Here is a 15,443-nt window from a genome sequence, read left to right on the forward strand (position 1 = left end):
TTCGTTCCGTTCGTTGTGCGGTGCCCGTCCTTCCGGGCGCGGCCGCCGGCGTAGGTCACGTGCCGTCCCGCCTCAATCGCCGCCCTCGGCCGCCGTGGCCGGCTCCAGGGCGGGCTCGGGCTCGTCCGCCGGCCGCCGCCGCGCCAGCCCGGCGCCGGCGCCGACGGCCGCGGCGCCCACGAGCCCGAACACCCCGGTCAGGACCCAGACGCCCGAACCCCACGCGTGCCACGCCGCGACACCGATCATGGGGCCGACGGCGTAGCCGACCTGCTGCGGGATCGTCGCCGCCGCGATGTATCGGGCGCGCAGCGCGGCCGGCGCGACGAGGCCGGGGTAGGCCATCATGGACGGCGCCGCGATGACCTCCCCGAACGTCCACACGACCGTCGCGAGGAGGAGCAGCGCGACGGGCGTCGGTCCGGTGTAGATCAGATGGCCGACGCCCAGCATCGCCATGCCGAACGTCATCGGCACCCCGATCGGCAGCCGCTGGAGCCACTTGGACAGCAGCACCTCGAAGGCGATGACGATGCCCCCGTTGACGGACAGCAGCATCGCGAACACCCGCTCGTCGTGACCCGAGCCCGTCACGAACAGCGGCAGGGCGGCCGACGACTGGATGTAGGTCACCGCGGTGAGGAAGAGGCCGAGCACCACGAGCATGAACCGCCGGTCGGCCAGCACCTGGCCGTAGCCGGCGCGCTCCCCGCCGGAGCCGCCGCCACCGGGCGCGGGCTCGGCGTCCGACCGCAGCGCCACGTAGGCGACCACGCCGAACGCCAGCGACGTCGCCGCGTCCACGTAGAACAGCGCGCCGTAGGACGCGTAGGTCAGCAGCAGCGCGGCGCCCATCGGGCCGACCGTCGAGCCGACGTTGAACGTCAGCCGCAGCACCGAGAAGACCATCACGTGCCGGTCCTTGGGCGTGAGCTCGACGACCCACGCCATCGCCGCCGGGCGGTACGCCGTCGCGGTCAGACCCGCTCCCCCGGCGACGAGGGCGCCGATCCACACGTTCGGCACGTGCACGAGGGCCGCGGTGAGCGCCGCCGTGCCCGCCATCGAGCCGACGATGACCCAGCGGTACCCGACACGGTCCGCGGCGGCGCCGCCCACCGCCGACCCGGAGATCCGGCCGACCATGAGCGCGGTCAGCACGACGCCGCTCTCCCACGCGGTGAAGCCCTCGCCGGTCAGGAACAGCACGAGGAACGCGTTGAGGAACGCCGCCAGGTTGCTGATCAGGTTGCCGAGGACCAGGATCCGGACGGTCCCGCTCATCTCGCGCAGCGTGGCGAGGATCGTCGGGTGCTCCGCGGACTTCATGGCGCCTGCTCCAGCGGGGTGCCCTCGAAGGTGAAGAACCGCCCGGCGTCCGGTATGGCGGCGCGGGTCTGGGCCGGCGTCTCCCCGACCGCGATCACGTAGCCGGAGCGGGCCAGCCCGTGCGGTGGCAGCCGCACCCGCGCACCCGGTTGCGTGCCGAGCTCGACCTCGGCGACCGGCGGGCGCATCAGCTCCTTGTGCGCGGTCGCCGACGTGATCTCCATGTCGAACGGGGGATAGGCGAACCGGATGGACGCGGCCCTGCGGGGCCCGGGGAACCGCGGGGCCGGGCGGCGTCCCGCCGCCACGTCCGCCGCCGCGAGCGGCCCGTCGACGCCGGAGGTCAGCAGCCCGAGGTAGGGGATCATCCCGCCGCCCAGCCGGACGTTGATCTCGATGACGTGCCTCGCGCCGTCCGGGGTCAGCTTGAACTCGATGTGCGTGAACCCGTCGGTGAACCCGACGGCGGCGTGCACGCCGGTCAGCGTGTCGCGGAAGTCCGCGTCCGAGAGCAGCGGGTCGTTGGCGTCGACGTCGTGGCCGATCTCCTCGAACGCCAGATCGCCGCTGCCGCCGAGCACCTTGCGCGCCACGATCAGCGGCGTGCACTCCCCCTGGAACAGGACGCACTCGACGGAGATCTCCGGGCCGTCGAGGAACTCCTCCACGACCACGTAGTCCTCGAACTGGCGGATGCCGCCCATCCGCGTCCCGTCGGTGAGCGCGAACGCGGCGTCCAGGTCCTCCGGCCTCTCGACCTTGCTGAGGCCGAGGCTGCCGCCGAGGTTGCGCGGCTTGACGATGATCGGGTAGCCGATCTCGCCGGCGAACGCGCGCGCCTCCTCCAGCGAGGCCACGGCGCGGGACGCGGGCTGCGGGAACCCGGCGTCCCGCAGCGCCTCCCGCGTCGCGGACTTGTCCCGGCACCGCGCCACCGCGCCCGGGTCGAGGACGGGGAACCCGAGCGCCGCGCTGAGGTGCGCGGACGTCTCGATGTAGACCTCGTCGTAGCAGAACACGCCGGCGACCTCGTGGTCGCGGGCGACCTCGCGGGCCGCCGCCGTCAGCTTGTCCAGGTCGAGGCAGTCGACGACGGTGTGTCCGTCGATGTAGGGCTCCTCCCAGCTCGCCGGGGACGGGTTGAGCAGCCAGAGCCGGTACCGCTGCGACACCGACTCCAGGATGTACTTGCGGTAGACCCAGTAGCTGCTCGCGACCAGGAGAAGGAGCGGACGCTCGCCGCCCGCGGGCGGGTCATACGACATACGGACCTCGATCGCAGGTTGTCAGGAGAAGTAGTCCTCGGGCCCGCCGCGGCGGCGGACGTCGAGGGTGGCGCAGTGGAAGCCGCCGCCGAAGGTGTTGACCGTGCGGAACGGGACGGGGACGGGGGTGAACCCCTCCTTCTCCAGCAGCCGCAGCAGGTCGGTCTCCTGCGCCTCGACGAAGATCCGGTCCTGGTCGAGCATCAGGGTGTTCATCGCGATCCACCGGCTGCAGAAGTACATCGTCTGGTCGGCGGGGATGGCGGGCTCCGGGCAGATCAGCACGTCCCAGTCGGCGAACATCTCCGGCAGCTCCGGCACCCGCTCGGGGTTGACCAGTACCCGGCCGGGACGCAGCGGGACGAACGTGGCGTTCATGTGCATCGGGTGGTCGTCGGCGAACGCGACCTCGTGCACCCGGAACTCGCCGCCGAGCAGCCGCCGCACCCACTCGATGCCGAACCGGTTGGTGACGTGGCTGCGCTGGACGAGGATGTCGCGGCCGAACCGCATGAAGTCGCCCGCGTCCACGATCGGCTCGAACTCGGTGATGACGGAGGTGGCGTCGGGGAACGGGTCGTCCAGGGACATGGCCTCCGGCTTGGCCGCGGCGTAGCCGGGGTTGAAGGACGCGTCGGTGAGCTGCGGCTTCGGCGCCGCGACCCAGCGGGCGCCGCGCCGGAAGTAGTCCTTGAAGATCGTCCGGAACGGGTGGGTGGCGAAGTAGTACGACCGCCAGCCCATCGTCGCCTCGACGATCTGGTCGCCGGCGACCAGCGCGATGTCGCGGGGGAAGGTGTGCGACGAGCCGCCGGTGGACGTCCAGTCGCCGGTCCCGAACGGTCGGGACTGGTCGACCGGGTCGGGGCGCCGGACCGTCACGCCCTCGCCCTCCAGGATCGACACGAACCCTTCGAGCTCCTCGCGGGCCGCCTCGACCTGGTCCTCCGGGAAGCCGCCGCCGCCGTTGCGACGGTAGAAGTCCCACGCCTCGGGCGGCACGGTCGCCTCGATCGCCGGATGCCACGGCGGGACGGCGGCGCCGTCGACGACGCCGACGATCACCTCTTCCAGCGGGTCCCACTCGTTGTACGAGCCGACCGGGGCGGCCTGCCCGGCCGACGGCGCGTTCTCGGTCATCGCGACGTCCTCTCGACGGTTCGAACGGTCACCCGGGCCTCGGGCGAGGCGGCCTTCAGGCCGTGCAGGCGGCCGCGCGGCACCAGCAGCACGTCGCCGGTGCCGAGCCGGTGCGGGTGGTCGGTCGCCCACGCGTACACGTCCGCCTCGCCGCTCGTGACCTCCACGAGCCGGTCGGAGTCGTACACGCCGGTACAGAACGGGCTGTCCGGACGGAGCGTGCTCGACTCGGTGTCGTCCATCGCGGAGGACGCCAGCGCGGCGCCCGCCTCGGTGTACCGGTCGAGGCCGTCGGCCCAGGCGATCTGCGCGCGGAAGTCGGCGTCGCCGAGGCGCAGCAGCAGCTTGGTGTCCTCGATGCCGCGCACCAGCTCGGGGATGACGAGCTCGCCGTGCGTGCGGGCCAGGCCGAGCAGCAGGTTCTCGTAGGTCATCCGCCCGTGGTGGACGTCGATGTGCGCGTGCTCGTCGCAGTACTTGGCGTCCACGCGGTCGCCGTAGACGGCGCGGAGCATGGCGCCGGTGTCGGCGAACCCCTGCGCGAACAGCCATTCCAGGTACGTCACCGCGGCCATGTAGCGGAACATGCCGCGGTGGTCCTCGGTGAGCCAGTTGAAGTAGTTCACCCCGACCAGGGAGCTGGTCAGGTAGAAGTTCCAGTAGGCGTGCAGGTCGGTGCGCAGCCCGACGCTGGCCAGCATCTCCTTGAAGATCGTGCTGTGCTTGGCGCCGTAGAGCCCGTACCCGAACTCGTCGTTGAAGATCTTGAAGAGCTCGGACTGCTCGACGCCGTAGGAGCCGCCGAGGTTGCGCGCCATCGCCGACGCCTCGGTCAGCGCGTCCAAAGCGAGCTGGACGAGGTGCAGCGCCGCGGCCTCCTCCGGCCGCCGGCACTCGGTGATCAGCCGCATGGTCCCGGTCACCTCGGCCGCCGCGTCCACCGCCGGGTTGCTCCCGGACGCGTCCGCGGGCGCTCCGGCCCCGCCGACCTCGGCGAGGAAGTACGCCTGCAGCTCCTCCAGGGTCCGCACCGGCGGGACGGCGACGGCGTCGTCCAGGAAGGAGAAGGCGTACCGTTCCAGGCCCGGCCGGACGGCGTCGCGCAGCGCCCGTACCTCGTCGCCGTAGAAGAGCGCGAAGTCGTCCTTCGCCGAGGCCAGCCCGGCGGGCGGCAGCAGGATCATGTCGCTCTCGTAGGCGTTGCACAGCACGCGGCCGGCGACGAGCTGCCCGCTGCCGAGGAACTCGGCCTCCGTCGCCGGGACGGAGAAGTCCCGGTCGCCGGCGCCGGGCGGGCCGATCGGCCGCCGGAACGGGTTGCCCTCGATGAGGACCTCGGGCCCCGGCTGGAAGATCCGCTGCGAGCAGTACGCGGCGAGGGCGCTCGCCGCGGCCGCCGTCGGCGCCGCACCCGTCGTCACCATGCCCGTCGCCGGTGCGCCGATCGCCTCAGTAACGGTCGTCATGCGACCACCTCCTCGGACTCGACCTCGAAGCGGACGCACTCGCCGTCGTGGGCGGCGACCAGTGACACCGGCAGGTCCGGCTGGACGTGCAGCGGGACGGGCAGGCACTGGATCGCCTGCTTCCAGTGCGAGTCATGGCCGGGCGCGTTGTCGACGACGATCCCCGGCAGCAGTTCCATCTCGAACCAGAACGCGACCGCGTGCATCTTGCCCGCGGCCGTCGGCTGGACCGTCAGCTCGGTGCGCTGGGGCCGCGCGTCCGCGGTGTAGAAGTCGAACTCGAACACCGTCATCGGCTCCGACAGCGTCCGGTGCTCGTGCCGGTGCAGCCGGGAGTCGAAGTACTCCAGCGTGGACAGCCGGTTGAAGGGCGCGAGGTCGAACCCGTAGAGCTTGCCGACGTGGTTCTTGCGGTGCAGCGGCTCGCTCTCGATGAGCTGCGCGATGATCCGCCCCCGCGACGGCATGATCGTCGCGTCCGGGGCGAGGAGGTGCTCGCGGGCGTGCGCGATCGTGCCGAGGATGCCCTCGCCGAGCAGCCCGCAGTCGACGATCTCGGTGACCAGCAGGCCGGCGCGCCTCGGCAGGTCCCCGGGCACCGTCATGCGGGTGGACATCTTCGACACGACGCCGACCGCGTCGTCGTACCCGGCCACCCGGACCACCCGCGCCGCCGTCTCGGCGACGGACGGCTGGCCCTCGCAGGCCACGACCTCGCGCGCCCCGGCCCGCGCCGCCATCATCGCCAGCAGGCCCGACCCGGCGCCGATGTCGAGGACCAGCGCCTCCGGGGCGGACGCCACCGCCTGCCGGATCGCCCTGTCGTACAGCTCGGCGCGCTCCTCGTCGTGCAGCATCTCCCAGTGCCAGCGGGGGACGGAGCGCCGGACGGCCCGGTTCCGGCCGATCAGCGCCTCCTGGTTGTCGGCGTCCATGCCGAGGATCAGCTCGAAGGCCCGGGCCGCGTCCTCGTAGCGGCCCTGGTGGTGCAGGTCGCGCCCCCACCTGAGGAACTCGCCGAGCTCCATTCCGTCGCGGATCCCGGCGACCGCGCCCTGCGTCTGCGGCTGTGCGCTGTTCATCGGCTCTCGGCCCCTTCGTCGTGGGTCGGATCGGGCGGCAGGTTGGCGAGGATCTCCTTGTGGATGACCGAGACGGGGGCGCCCGTCTCCGGAAGGACGACGACGGCCTCGTCCCCGCTGCGCACCATCGGCAGGCAGGAGCGCTTCACGGCGGAGACGCCGACCTTGGTGCCGTGCCAGGGGCAGCTGAGCCGCCGCCCGTCGGGGGTGCGGCGGGCCAGGCTGAGCGGGCCGCCGCGGTGCGGGCAGTGGTCGCGGACGAGCAGCGACCGCTCGCCCTCGTGCAGGACGAAATAGCGGTCGTGGCCGACCATCACGGTGTTGTGCCGGCTCAGATCCATCACGATGACGCGGGCCATCGGCTCCTCTTGTCTTCGGGCGCGGCCGGTGACGGGCGGGGGCGGCACTGGGCATGGCGCTGTCAGGCGGGGCGGGAGAGACGGGAGTCTCGGTGGGAGCGTCGGGGAGTGGGGAGTCTCAGGCGGGAGAGACGGCGTGGAGCAGGCAGGCGGTCTCCGGCGTCGCCGGCCGGATCCCGTAGAGGCGTCCGCCGGGGATCAGCACGGCCTCGCCGCGCGCCAGCCGCTCGGGCGGTCCGGTGGGGGTCGTGACGAGGTCGGCCTCACCGTGCTCCACCTCCAGGACGACGTCGCCGTCGTGGCTGCGCGTGCCGAACGGGCTCTCGGCGGTCAGCGCGACGCGCTGCGGCGGTTCGGATCCGGTCCGCGCCGAACCGGCGAGTTCCCGGTGCCGGGGGAGGTCGTCCGACCAGCGGATCTGCGCCGCGGTGTCGTCCTCGAACCAGCCGCCGACGAGCCGCGCCTCCGCGATGCCGCGCAGCAGCTCGGGGACGACCCGCGGGCCGTGCCGCCCGGCCAGGGCCAGCAGCACCTGGTCCCGGGTGATGCGCCCGTGGTGCTCGTCGATGTGCGCGTGCTCGTCGCAGTAATGCAGATCGACGGTGTCCCCGAATATGCTGCGGAAGACTTTGATCATTTCCACGAATGCGGGCGCGAAAACAGCCTCCGCATAAGTGACGGCGCCCGCGTAGCGGAAGAACTTCGCATGGTCGCGGGACAGGTAGTAATAGTAGTTGTTCGTCGCCAGCGGCCCGGCCAGGTAGAAGTTCCAGTACGCGTGCACATGGGTCGCCATCGCGCGGCTGCGCAGCATTTTGGCGAAGATCGTGGTGTGCTTGGCGTCGTAGACCCCGTAGCCGAATTCATCGATGAAGATCTTGAACAGGGCGGACTGCTCGGGGCCGTAGGCGCCGGCGAGGTTGCGCGACATGGCGGAGGCCTCGGTGAGCCCGTCCAGCGCGAGTTGCACCAGGTAGAGGTCGGCGGCGCTCTTGCGGTCGCGGGCGTCGGCGATGGCGGTCAGCGCGGGCGACGGCCCGGCGGCGGCCTCCTCCACGACGTGCTGGAAGTAGGCCTCCAGCACCTCGGGCGTGGCGGCGCCGCTGACGTCCACGGCATCGTCCAGACAGCCGAACGCGAAACGTTCCAGCTCCGAGACCGAGGTCTCCCGGAGTTCTTTGAGGTCGCGCCCGTAGAAGAGGTCGAAATCCTCGTACAGGCCGTCGAGTCCCTGCTCGGGGAGCAGCACCGTCTCGGCCTCGTAGAAGGTCCCGAGCAGCCGGTGTGCGGCGAGAGAGCGATGGGTCGCCCAGTCGCCGGGGCCCGGCGGGCGGTCGAAGTCGGACTCGGCCAGCGAGCCGGGCACGAGCATGCGGCGGTAGGGGTTGCGGCCGTGGACGACCTGGGCGTCACCGCGGAACAGCGGATGGCCGGCGAACGCCAGGATCCGCTTTCCGAGGGTGCCGCCGGCGTGTGTGGCGGCAGGAGCCGCCTGCGGTTGAACTGTCATTAACTTGTACCGTTCACCTGACTACTCAAGGGTCGGGTGTAGCTGAAGGCGTGCGCGGCCGATTGTGTCGGCCATGGTCACTGAGAACGGCTTCCATTTGTTGGTGGGATGAACAAATGTCGCTGAGCGGAAGTGGTCTATCACTAGCAGTAAGAGACCGCTTCCCCCTGGCTGCCGGGCAGATTAACAAAGGCTTCGGCCGATGATCAACGATTGATCTGGAACTTTGTGCCGGCGTTCGGATTTCCCGGCCCGGCGGCCGGACGTTTCGGTCCCGTCCAAAATGATCTTGTGGGCGTTCGGGCCGTTCGGCGCCGCGCCCCTCCCGCGCACCATGACAGCCGTGCTGACCTCGTCGCCCCTCGCGGTCACCGCAGGCGCGCACCGCCGGCCGCCACGGCGCAACTCACCCATGACATCGGTGACTCCTGCTGGTCAGGAAGCTCCGGAGACACCCCCCGCTTCGTGACCGTAACCGGACGCCGACCCCCGCCTCCGCCCGCGCCCGGCGCAGGGCGGGTGTCAGGGGGCGGTGGTGGTGCGGAAGGTGCGGCGGTAGGCGGACGGGGAGGTTCGCATCGTCCGGGCGAAGTGGTGGCGGAACGTCGCGGGGCTCTCGAAGCCGACCGCCGCGCCGACCTCCTCGATCGGCGCGCCGCCTCCCTCCAGCAGCGGCAGCGCGGCCAGGACCCGCTGGCCGACCACCCAGCGCAGCGGGCTCGTCCCGGTCCGCTGCTGGAAGCGCCGCAGGAACGTGCGTGGCGCGAGGCACGCCTCCCGCGCCATCCGGGCGACGGTGATGGGCTCGGCGAGGTGGTCGAGCGCCCAGGCCATCGCCCGCGCGACCGGGTCGTCCTCCCCAGGCGGGACCACCGCCGCCTCCACGAACTGCGCCTGCCCGCCGTCCCGGTGCGGCGTGACGACCAGCCGCCGCGCCACCGCGTTGGCGACCCGGGCGCCGTGGTCCTTGCGGACGAGGTGCAGGCACATGTCGAGACCCGCCGCGCTGCCCGCCCCGGTGAGCACGTCGTCGCCGTCCACGTAGAGGACGTCGGGCGTCACCCGGACGTCCGGGAAGCGGCGGTGCAGCAGGTCGGCGTACCGCCAGTGCGTGGTCGCCTCCCGTCCGTCCAGGAGCCCGGCGGCGGCCAGGGCGAACGCGCCCGAGCAGATGGACACCACGCGGGAGCCCCGCGCGTGCGCCTCCCGGAGCGCCGCGACGACCTCGGGCGGCGGGTCCCCGCGGACGTCGGGGACGGCGACGACCAGCACGGTGTCCGCCGACGCGAACGCGTCCAGCCCGTGTTCGGCCGTCATCGTGAAACCGCCCACCGCCCGCATCGGGCCGCGTTCCAGCGAGCAGACACGCAGGTCGTACCAGGGGACGTCCAGCTCGGGCCTGGGCAGCCCGAACACTTCGACGACCGTGCCGAGCTCGAACGGCGCCATCCCGTCGAACACCAACACCGACACCGTGTGCCGGCGGGACGGGGAGGCAACGCGCATGGCGAGATCTTAGCGACAGTCGGCATTCACGCCACTTCCGGGCGCGGCGCCGCCACCGGAGGATCGAGGTGGCCACGAGAGACTTCTCACGTTCGAGGGAGCCCGCACATGAACGCAGTCAGCCCGGTGCCCGCCACCGCCGACGAGGCGCTCCGGCACTTCGCCGCCCGCCTGGCCTTCGAGACGGACGCGTCCGACGTGGCCGCCCGACTCGCCGAGGGGACGCCCGGCATCGTGGTCGTCGACACCCGGAGCGCCGAGAGCTGGGCGCAGGGCCACGTCCGGGGCGCCGTCCACCTGCCCACCGCCGAGATCGCCGAACGCGCCGCCGCGCTCGTCCCCGCGGACGCGGACGTGGTCGTCTACTGCTGGGGGCCGGGCTGCAACGGCGCCCAGAAGGCGGCGCTGGAGTTCGCCAAGCTCGGCCGTCCCGTCAAGGAGATGCTCGGCGGATTCGAGTACTGGGCGCGGGAGGGCCACGCCGTGGAGACCGGTGGCGGCGCAGTCACGCGGCGTTCACCGGACCCGCTCACCGCCCCCGTCAACGGTGTTTCCTGTGCTTGCTGAGCGTGACGTGGCGCATGTTCCTTCCGGGACGGGGCATAAGGTCGTCCTCCGACGACGTTAGACTCTAGGAATCACTCTTCGGCGCCGACGACGGCGCCAGGCTCGTCCTTGCAGGCCACACCCACGCGGTGCCTCCCGAGACGTGCCCCCCTCTCGGAAGGTAATGCGTGACCACAGCTGCCGCTGAACAGAACCCCACCATGCCCGCCATCGCGGACGAGGAGAGGGTTCCCACCTTCGCCGAGCTCGGCCTCCCGCCGGTGCTGGTGAGCGCCCTGGTCCGCCAGGGCATCGAGGCGCCGTTCCCGATCCAGGCCGCCGCCATCCCCGACGTCATGACGGGACGCGACGTCCTCGGGCGCGGCAAGACCGGCTCCGGCAAGACCCTGGCGTTCGGGCTGCCGCTCCTGGCCCGCCTCGCCGGCCGCAAGGCCGCCCCCAAGCGTCCCCTGGCGCTGATCCTCGTCCCGACCCGCGAGCTCGCCCAGCAGGTCCAGACGAACCTGGAGCCGCTCGGCCGCGGGCTCGGCCTGCGCTTCAAGACCGTCATCGGCCAGACCTCGATGTTCAAGCAGATCGACGCCCTGCGCCGCGGCGTCGAGGTGCTCGTGGCCACCCCGGGCCGGCTCAAGGACCTGATGCGCCAGGGCGCCTGCGACCTGTCCGACGTCGAGATCGCCGTGCTCGACGAGGCCGACCACATGGCCGACATGGGCTTCCTGCCCGACGTCACCGACATCCTGGACGCCGCCAAGCCCGGCGGGCAGCGGCTGCTGTTCTCCGCCACCCTCGACAAGGACGTCGACGTCCTGGTCCGGCGGTACCTGCACGAGCCGGTCACGCACGCGATCGGCCCGGTGGACGAGTCCGTCGCCACCATGGACCACCACCTGCTGCTCGTGGCGCCCAAGGAGAAGAGCGCCATCACCGCCGAGATCGCCAACCGCGAGGGCCGGACGATCCTGTTCGCCCGCACCAAGCACGGTGTCGACCGGCTCGCCAAGCAGCTCACCCAGGCGGGGGTCCGCGCGGCGGGCCTGCACGGCGGCAAGAGCCAGGGCCTGCGCACCCGCACCCTCGCCGAGTTCCGCGAGGGCACCATCAGCGTGCTGGTCGCCACCGACGTCGCCGCCCGCGGCATCCACGTCGACGACGTGTCCCTGGTGATGCACGTCGACCCGCCCGCCGACCACAAGGACTACATGCACCGCGCCGGGCGCACCGCCCGCGCCGGCGAGCGCGGCACCGTCGTCACGCTCGTCCTGCCGCACCAGGTGCGCGCCACGTCCGCGATGACGCGCCGCGCCGGCATCAACGCGCCCCGGACCCGGGTGTCCGCCGGCGACTCCGAGCTGGTCAAGGTGACCGGCGCCCGGCAGCCGTCCGGCATCCCGATCGAGGAGCCGATCATCCCCGAGCGGCCGGCGCGCCGCGAGGGCGGCCGCGGCCGGCAGGGCGGCGGACGTCGGGGCCGCGGCCCGCGCACCTTCGACCGCGAGGGCGGCAACCGCCGCCGCGACGGCGAGGGCGGGCACGGCGAGCACCGCTCCTACTCGTCCGGCGAACGCCGCGGCGGCCCCCGGACCGGCGGCGGCTCCCACGGCAACCGCCGGGGCGCCTCCTACGGGGGCGACCGCCGGACCGCCCGGACCAGCTGACCGACGACAGGAGAGCCCCGCCGGCAACGGCGGGGCTCTTCCGCGTTCCAGGTCGGGTGGCCGCCGCGACCGGACGGTCAGCCGGCTTCCTCGCTGAGGACGTCGCCCTCACGGGCGGCGGACTCGGCGCGCAGCCTGTCCTGGAGGATCTGCAGGCCCTCCAGGCCGTCCACCGAGAGGGACGCGAGCTCGTCCAGGGACATGAGGGGGTCGGTGCGCAGGGGCGGCTGCCAGCCGTTCTCCTTGTCGTGGCTGCGCAGGATCTTGGCCGGAACGCCGCCGATGACCGAGTGGTCGGGGAACTCGCCGCGGACGACGGCACCGCCGGCCACCGCGACGTTGCGGCCGAGGCGGGTGCCGGGCAGGATGATCGCCCCCGTGCCGATCCAGCAGCCGTCCCCGATCACGACCGGGTTGTTCTCCGGCCACTGCCGCCCGATCGGGGTGTGCAGGTCGCCGTAGGTGTGGTTCTGGTCGGTGATGTAGACGTTCGGGCCGGTGAAGACGTCGTCGCCGATGTCGATCGACTGGTGGCCGACGATGTGGGTGCCGCGGCCGAGCGAGCAGCTCCCGCCGATCCGGACGATGACGTCCGGCCCGAGGTCGAGGCCGGGCACGAACCCGGCGGAGATGGTGACGTGCGTGCCGACCAGCGTGTGGTCGCCGATCGAGATCCAGGGCTCGCCGTAGATCGCGCCGGTCGGGAATCCGATGCAGGCGCCCTCACCCAGGTAGGCGAACTCGCGGCGGCCCGGCGTGTGCGGGGTGATCTCCCCGTGCCGCTGGATCCATTCCCAGGCGTGGTGCACGACCGTGTGCACGCCCTGGCGCGCCCGCTGCTTCGCGCGGGCCGCCAGCACCTGCCGCAAGGGGCGTTTCGGCGACATGGCGTTCACCGTACCGGGTGGTAGCAACCCCCCGGCCGCACGGGGACGGCGAAGGGTCCGGCCGCCGTGCGACCGGACCCTTCACCTGTGCGCTCAGCGCGTTCGCGGGGCTCAGTGCGGTGAATGCACCTGCCCGTCCGCGTCGGCGCCGCTGACCGTCATGGAGTCGGCCGAGGTCGCGCTGCCCGCGTGTTCGTTCGACCCTTTGGCCATGTCACGGACGGCGCCGCGGCGTGTCGCCACCGCGCCCGCCACGCCGACGGCGGCGACCACCCCCATCATGGCCATGAGGGCGCCGCGCCCGGGCTTGGCCGCCGACTTCGGCGGTTCCACCCGTCCGGCGACATCGCTCAGGAACGAGCTCACCCGTGGGGCGAGCCCGGTCTCCACGTACCGGGCCGCCTGCCGCAGCCTCGGTGCGCTCCATCCACGGGCGATCATCACGCGTTCGTTCGCGATCGGCCCGATCCGCTCGGCCGCGTCGGCGGCGCTCTGCCGGCACGCGTCGGCGCCCTGGCGGGCCGCCTGCTGGACGAGACCGAGCCGGTTGACGACCTCGTCCTGCGGCTTCCGGCGGATATTGATCATTAGGGACACGCTAACCTCCCTGTTTGCGAGGTCCTGTCAGGCAGCCTTCCCAGCGAACGGAAGGTAAACACCGCGATCGTGACGAGTCTTTCACTCAAGGTGACGAATCCGGGCCCGGCCGGACCGCGCACCGGTTGTCACAGAACCCATCTCAAGAGGAGGCGGCCAGCGTGGCCAACGAGATCTTCGCGACGCTCAACACGTCGCTCGGCAAGATCGTGATCCAGCTGTACCCGGAGCACGCGCCCGAGACCGTGGCGAACTTCGTCGAGCTGGCGGAGGGCACCCGCACCTGGACCGACCCGCGCACGGGCCAGAAGTCGGACGTGCCGCTCTACAACGGGACGATCTTCCACCGGGTCATCGACCAGTTCATGCTCCAGGGCGGCGACCCGCTCGGCACCGGTACCGGCGGCCCCGGCTACGAGTTCAAGGACGAGTTCCACCCGGACCTGAAGTTCAACCGCCCGTACCTGCTGGCGATGGCGAACGCCGGGCCCGGCACCAACGGCTCCCAGTTCTTCATCACGCTGAGCGTCGCGCACACCCAGCACCTGACCGGCCGGCACACCATCTTCGGCAAGGTCATCGAGGGCACCGACGTCGTCGACAGCATCGGCAAGGTCCCGACGGGGCGGATGGACCGTCCGAAGAACGACGTCGTCATCGAGTCGGTGACGATCGAGCGCCGTTAGACGTTCGTCACGGTGAGACCCCGTTTCGGGTGAGCCGAGCACCCACCGTACGTACGGCCCACGGAGCCACTGATGAGCACAGACCAGAGTCCCGCCCCCGAGACCTCGGTGCCGACCTGCTACCGGCATCCGAGCCGCGAGACGTATGTGCGCTGCACCCGTTGCGACCGCTTCATCTGCCCCGAGTGCATGCGGGACGCGGCGGTGGGGCACCAGTGCGTGGAGTGCGTCGCCGAGGGCAACCGGGGGGCCCGCAAGGCGGTCCCCCGGACGGTCCTCGGCGCGCGGGGCCCGGCGGCCGCGGTGCCGGTCGTCACCTACACGCTCATCGGCGCGTGCGTCGCGGTCTACCTCGCCGAGCTGGCGTCCTGGCGCGTGGTCTGGGACTTCATGATGCTCGGCCGGGGGGTGCTGCCCGGCGGGGAGGTCGGCGGGGTCGCCGAGGGCGAGTGGTACCGGCTGTTCACCACGATGTTCCTGCACCAGCGCGGCGGATCGTTCGGCATCACCCACATCCTGTTCAACATGTGGGCGCTGTGGGCCGTCGGTCCCGCGCTGGAGCAGGTGCTCGGACGGTGGCGGTTCCTCGCCCTCTACGTGCTGTCGGGGCTCGGCGGCTCGGTGCTGCTGTACCTGGTCGGCTCGCCGCAGGACTCGGCGGTCGGCGCGTCCGGGGCCATCTTCGGGCTGTTCGGGGCGTACTTCGTGATCGGCCGCAGGCTCGGCGGGCCGGTCGGCCCCATCGTGGTGCTGCTGGTGATCAACCTGGTGATCACGTTCTCGGTGCCGGGCATCTCCTGGCAGGGCCACGTCGGCGGCCTCGCGGTGGGGGCGGCGCTGGCCGCGGCCTACGCCTACGCACCCGAGGCTCGGCGCCGGCTGTTCCACCTGGGCGCGCCGCTGGCCGTGCTGGTGCTGCTCGCGGTGCTCGTGATGCTCAGGACGGCCGAGCTGAGCCCGGCGGTGTAGCCGTGCGCGGGGCCGCCGCGCACGGCCGCACGGCCCGCACCGGCCGCACGGCTCACGCGCGGCGGCGTCCGCGCTCCGGCGCCTGTGGACACCCGCTGTGGAAAACCTGGGGAAAGGCGCGGTGAGGGATCCTCAACCTGTGGATAACGTGCGTTCAGCGCCAGCGGGTCGAAAGGATCACACCCAGGATGATCGCGGTGAAGCCGATTCCCAGATTCCAGTTGTGCAGGTCGGTCATGTACGGCACGTCCGTACCGGTGCTGGCCGTCACGTAGAAGACAGCGATCCAGATCAGGCCGACGAGCCACAGGCCGACCATCGTCGGCACGAGCCAGCGCGGGCTGACCTCGGGAGCCTTGGACTTCTGCGGGGGCGTGTAGACGGCCTTCTTGCGCACTTTGGACTTGGCCACGGTGGGATCG

15 protein-coding genes are annotated in these 15,443 nt (G+C 72.0%); 4 read left to right on the plus strand and 11 right to left on the minus strand.

Going from position 1 to position 15,443, the window contains the following annotated elements:
• Window positions 1–72: 72 nt before the first annotated feature.
• The 8 genes from AB0H37_RS25770 to AB0H37_RS25805 form a co-directional block, all read right to left on the minus strand.
• Window positions 73–1,329, minus strand: a complete 1,257-nt coding sequence (locus AB0H37_RS25770) for an MFS transporter (protein WP_179831483.1) — start codon at window positions 1,327–1,329, stop codon at window positions 73–75.
• Window positions 1,326–2,594 carry an ATP-grasp domain-containing protein gene (locus AB0H37_RS25775; RefSeq protein WP_360615749.1) on the minus strand — a complete coding sequence of 423 codons (1,269 nt, stop codon included), beginning with the start codon at window positions 2,592–2,594 and terminating at the stop codon, window positions 1,326–1,328. Before AB0H37_RS25775 ends, AB0H37_RS25770 begins: the two co-directional genes overlap by 4 nt.
• A gap of 21 nt (window positions 2,595–2,615) precedes the next feature.
• Window positions 2,616–3,734 carry a hypothetical protein gene (locus AB0H37_RS25780; protein WP_360615751.1) on the minus strand — a complete coding sequence of 373 codons (1,119 nt, stop codon included), beginning with the start codon at window positions 3,732–3,734 and terminating at the stop codon, window positions 2,616–2,618.
• Window positions 3,731–5,200 carry an iron-containing redox enzyme family protein gene (locus tag AB0H37_RS25785; RefSeq protein ID WP_360615753.1) on the minus strand — a complete coding sequence of 490 codons (1,470 nt, stop codon included), beginning with the start codon at window positions 5,198–5,200 and terminating at the stop codon, window positions 3,731–3,733. Before AB0H37_RS25785 ends, AB0H37_RS25780 begins: the two co-directional genes overlap by 4 nt.
• The gene (locus AB0H37_RS25790; RefSeq protein ID WP_329097213.1) at window positions 5,197–6,282 is read right to left on the minus strand and encodes a 50S ribosomal protein L11 methyltransferase; all 1,086 of its coding nucleotides are present in this window, start codon (window positions 6,280–6,282) and stop codon (window positions 5,197–5,199) included. The genes AB0H37_RS25785 and AB0H37_RS25790 overlap by 4 nt, the downstream gene beginning before the upstream one ends.
• Window positions 6,279–6,641 carry a Rieske 2Fe-2S domain-containing protein gene (locus AB0H37_RS25795; RefSeq protein WP_179831488.1) on the minus strand — a complete coding sequence of 121 codons (363 nt, stop codon included), beginning with the start codon at window positions 6,639–6,641 and terminating at the stop codon, window positions 6,279–6,281. The genes AB0H37_RS25790 and AB0H37_RS25795 overlap by 4 nt, the downstream gene beginning before the upstream one ends.
• 118 nt (window positions 6,642–6,759) lie before the next feature.
• The gene (locus AB0H37_RS25800) at window positions 6,760–8,151 is read right to left on the minus strand and encodes an iron-containing redox enzyme family protein (protein WP_360615756.1); all 1,392 of its coding nucleotides are present in this window, start codon (window positions 8,149–8,151) and stop codon (window positions 6,760–6,762) included.
• A 522-nt stretch (window positions 8,152–8,673) separates the two neighbouring features.
• A complete protein-coding gene (locus AB0H37_RS25805; RefSeq protein WP_360615758.1) occupies window positions 8,674–9,657 on the minus strand; it encodes a helix-turn-helix domain-containing protein in 984 nt (327 codons plus the stop codon).
• 108 nt (window positions 9,658–9,765) lie between these two features.
• Between AB0H37_RS25805 and AB0H37_RS25810 the strand changes: the two genes are divergently transcribed.
• Window positions 9,766–10,224, plus strand: a complete 459-nt coding sequence (locus tag AB0H37_RS25810) for a rhodanese-like domain-containing protein (protein ID WP_329097207.1) — start codon at window positions 9,766–9,768, stop codon at window positions 10,222–10,224.
• Between the two features lie 200 nt (window positions 10,225–10,424).
• A complete protein-coding gene (locus tag AB0H37_RS25815; protein WP_179831492.1) occupies window positions 10,425–11,882 on the plus strand; it encodes a DEAD/DEAH box helicase in 1,458 nt (485 codons plus the stop codon).
• A 77-nt stretch (window positions 11,883–11,959) separates the two neighbouring features.
• Here AB0H37_RS25815 and AB0H37_RS25820 read toward each other — a convergent pair whose 3' ends face one another.
• Window positions 11,960–12,769, minus strand: coding sequence for an acyltransferase (locus AB0H37_RS25820; protein WP_329097203.1), 810 nt, complete (start codon window positions 12,767–12,769; stop codon window positions 11,960–11,962).
• A gap of 111 nt (window positions 12,770–12,880) precedes the next feature.
• Window positions 12,881–13,357 carry a hypothetical protein gene (locus AB0H37_RS25825; protein ID WP_329097201.1) on the minus strand — a complete coding sequence of 159 codons (477 nt, stop codon included), beginning with the start codon at window positions 13,355–13,357 and terminating at the stop codon, window positions 12,881–12,883.
• A gap of 170 nt (window positions 13,358–13,527) precedes the next feature.
• Here AB0H37_RS25825 and AB0H37_RS25830 point away from each other — a divergent pair, with 170 nt between their 5' ends.
• Both AB0H37_RS25830 and AB0H37_RS25835 read left to right on the plus strand, forming a co-directional pair.
• Window positions 13,528–14,052 carry a peptidylprolyl isomerase gene (locus AB0H37_RS25830; protein WP_329097199.1) on the plus strand — a complete coding sequence of 175 codons (525 nt, stop codon included), beginning with the start codon at window positions 13,528–13,530 and terminating at the stop codon, window positions 14,050–14,052.
• 72 nt (window positions 14,053–14,124) lie between these two features.
• Complete coding sequence (locus AB0H37_RS25835; protein ID WP_179831496.1) at window positions 14,125–15,021, plus strand: rhomboid family intramembrane serine protease; 897 nt, start codon at window positions 14,125–14,127, stop codon at window positions 15,019–15,021.
• A 154-nt stretch (window positions 15,022–15,175) separates the two neighbouring features.
• Here the strand turns inward: AB0H37_RS25835 and AB0H37_RS25840 are convergent, their stop codons facing one another.
• Window positions 15,176–15,433 carry a cell division protein CrgA gene (locus AB0H37_RS25840; protein WP_021597057.1) on the minus strand — a complete coding sequence of 86 codons (258 nt, stop codon included), beginning with the start codon at window positions 15,431–15,433 and terminating at the stop codon, window positions 15,176–15,178.
• Window positions 15,434–15,443: the final 10 nt, after the last annotated feature.

This window comes from Actinomadura sp. NPDC023710 (assembly GCF_040639875.1).
Classification (GTDB): Bacteria; Actinomycetota; Actinomycetes; order Streptosporangiales; family Streptosporangiaceae; genus Spirillospora; species Spirillospora citrea.

Bases quoted from the DNA above. Each gene is read 5' to 3' on its own strand.
- AB0H37_RS25780 (WP_360615751.1), bottom strand. From the start codon at position 3,734: ATGACCGAGAACGCGCCGTCGGCCGGGCAGGCCGCCCCGGTCGGCTCG.
- AB0H37_RS25775 (WP_360615749.1), bottom strand. From the start codon at position 2,594: ATGTCGTATGACCCGCCCGCGGGCGGCGAGCGTCCGCTCCTTCTCCTG.
- AB0H37_RS25805 (WP_360615758.1), bottom strand. From the start codon at position 9,657: ATGCGCGTTGCCTCCCCGTCCCGCCGGCACACGGTGTCGGTGTTGGTG.
- AB0H37_RS25800 (WP_360615756.1), bottom strand. From the start codon at position 8,151: ATGACAGTTCAACCGCAGGCGGCTCCTGCCGCCACACACGCCGGCGGC.
- AB0H37_RS25790 (WP_329097213.1), bottom strand. From the start codon at position 6,282: ATGAACAGCGCACAGCCGCAGACGCAGGGCGCGGTCGCCGGGATCCGC.
- AB0H37_RS25825 (WP_329097201.1), bottom strand. From the start codon at position 13,357: ATGATCAATATCCGCCGGAAGCCGCAGGACGAGGTCGTCAACCGGCTC.
- AB0H37_RS25795 (WP_179831488.1), bottom strand. From the start codon at position 6,641: ATGGCCCGCGTCATCGTGATGGATCTGAGCCGGCACAACACCGTGATG.
- AB0H37_RS25770 (WP_179831483.1), bottom strand. From the start codon at position 1,329: ATGAAGTCCGCGGAGCACCCGACGATCCTCGCCACGCTGCGCGAGATG.
- AB0H37_RS25835 (WP_179831496.1), top strand. From the start codon at position 14,125: ATGAGCACAGACCAGAGTCCCGCCCCCGAGACCTCGGTGCCGACCTGC.
- AB0H37_RS25810 (WP_329097207.1), top strand. From the start codon at position 9,766: ATGAACGCAGTCAGCCCGGTGCCCGCCACCGCCGACGAGGCGCTCCGG.
- AB0H37_RS25785 (WP_360615753.1), bottom strand. From the start codon at position 5,200: ATGACGACCGTTACTGAGGCGATCGGCGCACCGGCGACGGGCATGGTG.
- AB0H37_RS25815 (WP_179831492.1), top strand. From the start codon at position 10,425: ATGCCCGCCATCGCGGACGAGGAGAGGGTTCCCACCTTCGCCGAGCTC.
- AB0H37_RS25820 (WP_329097203.1), bottom strand. From the start codon at position 12,769: ATGTCGCCGAAACGCCCCTTGCGGCAGGTGCTGGCGGCCCGCGCGAAG.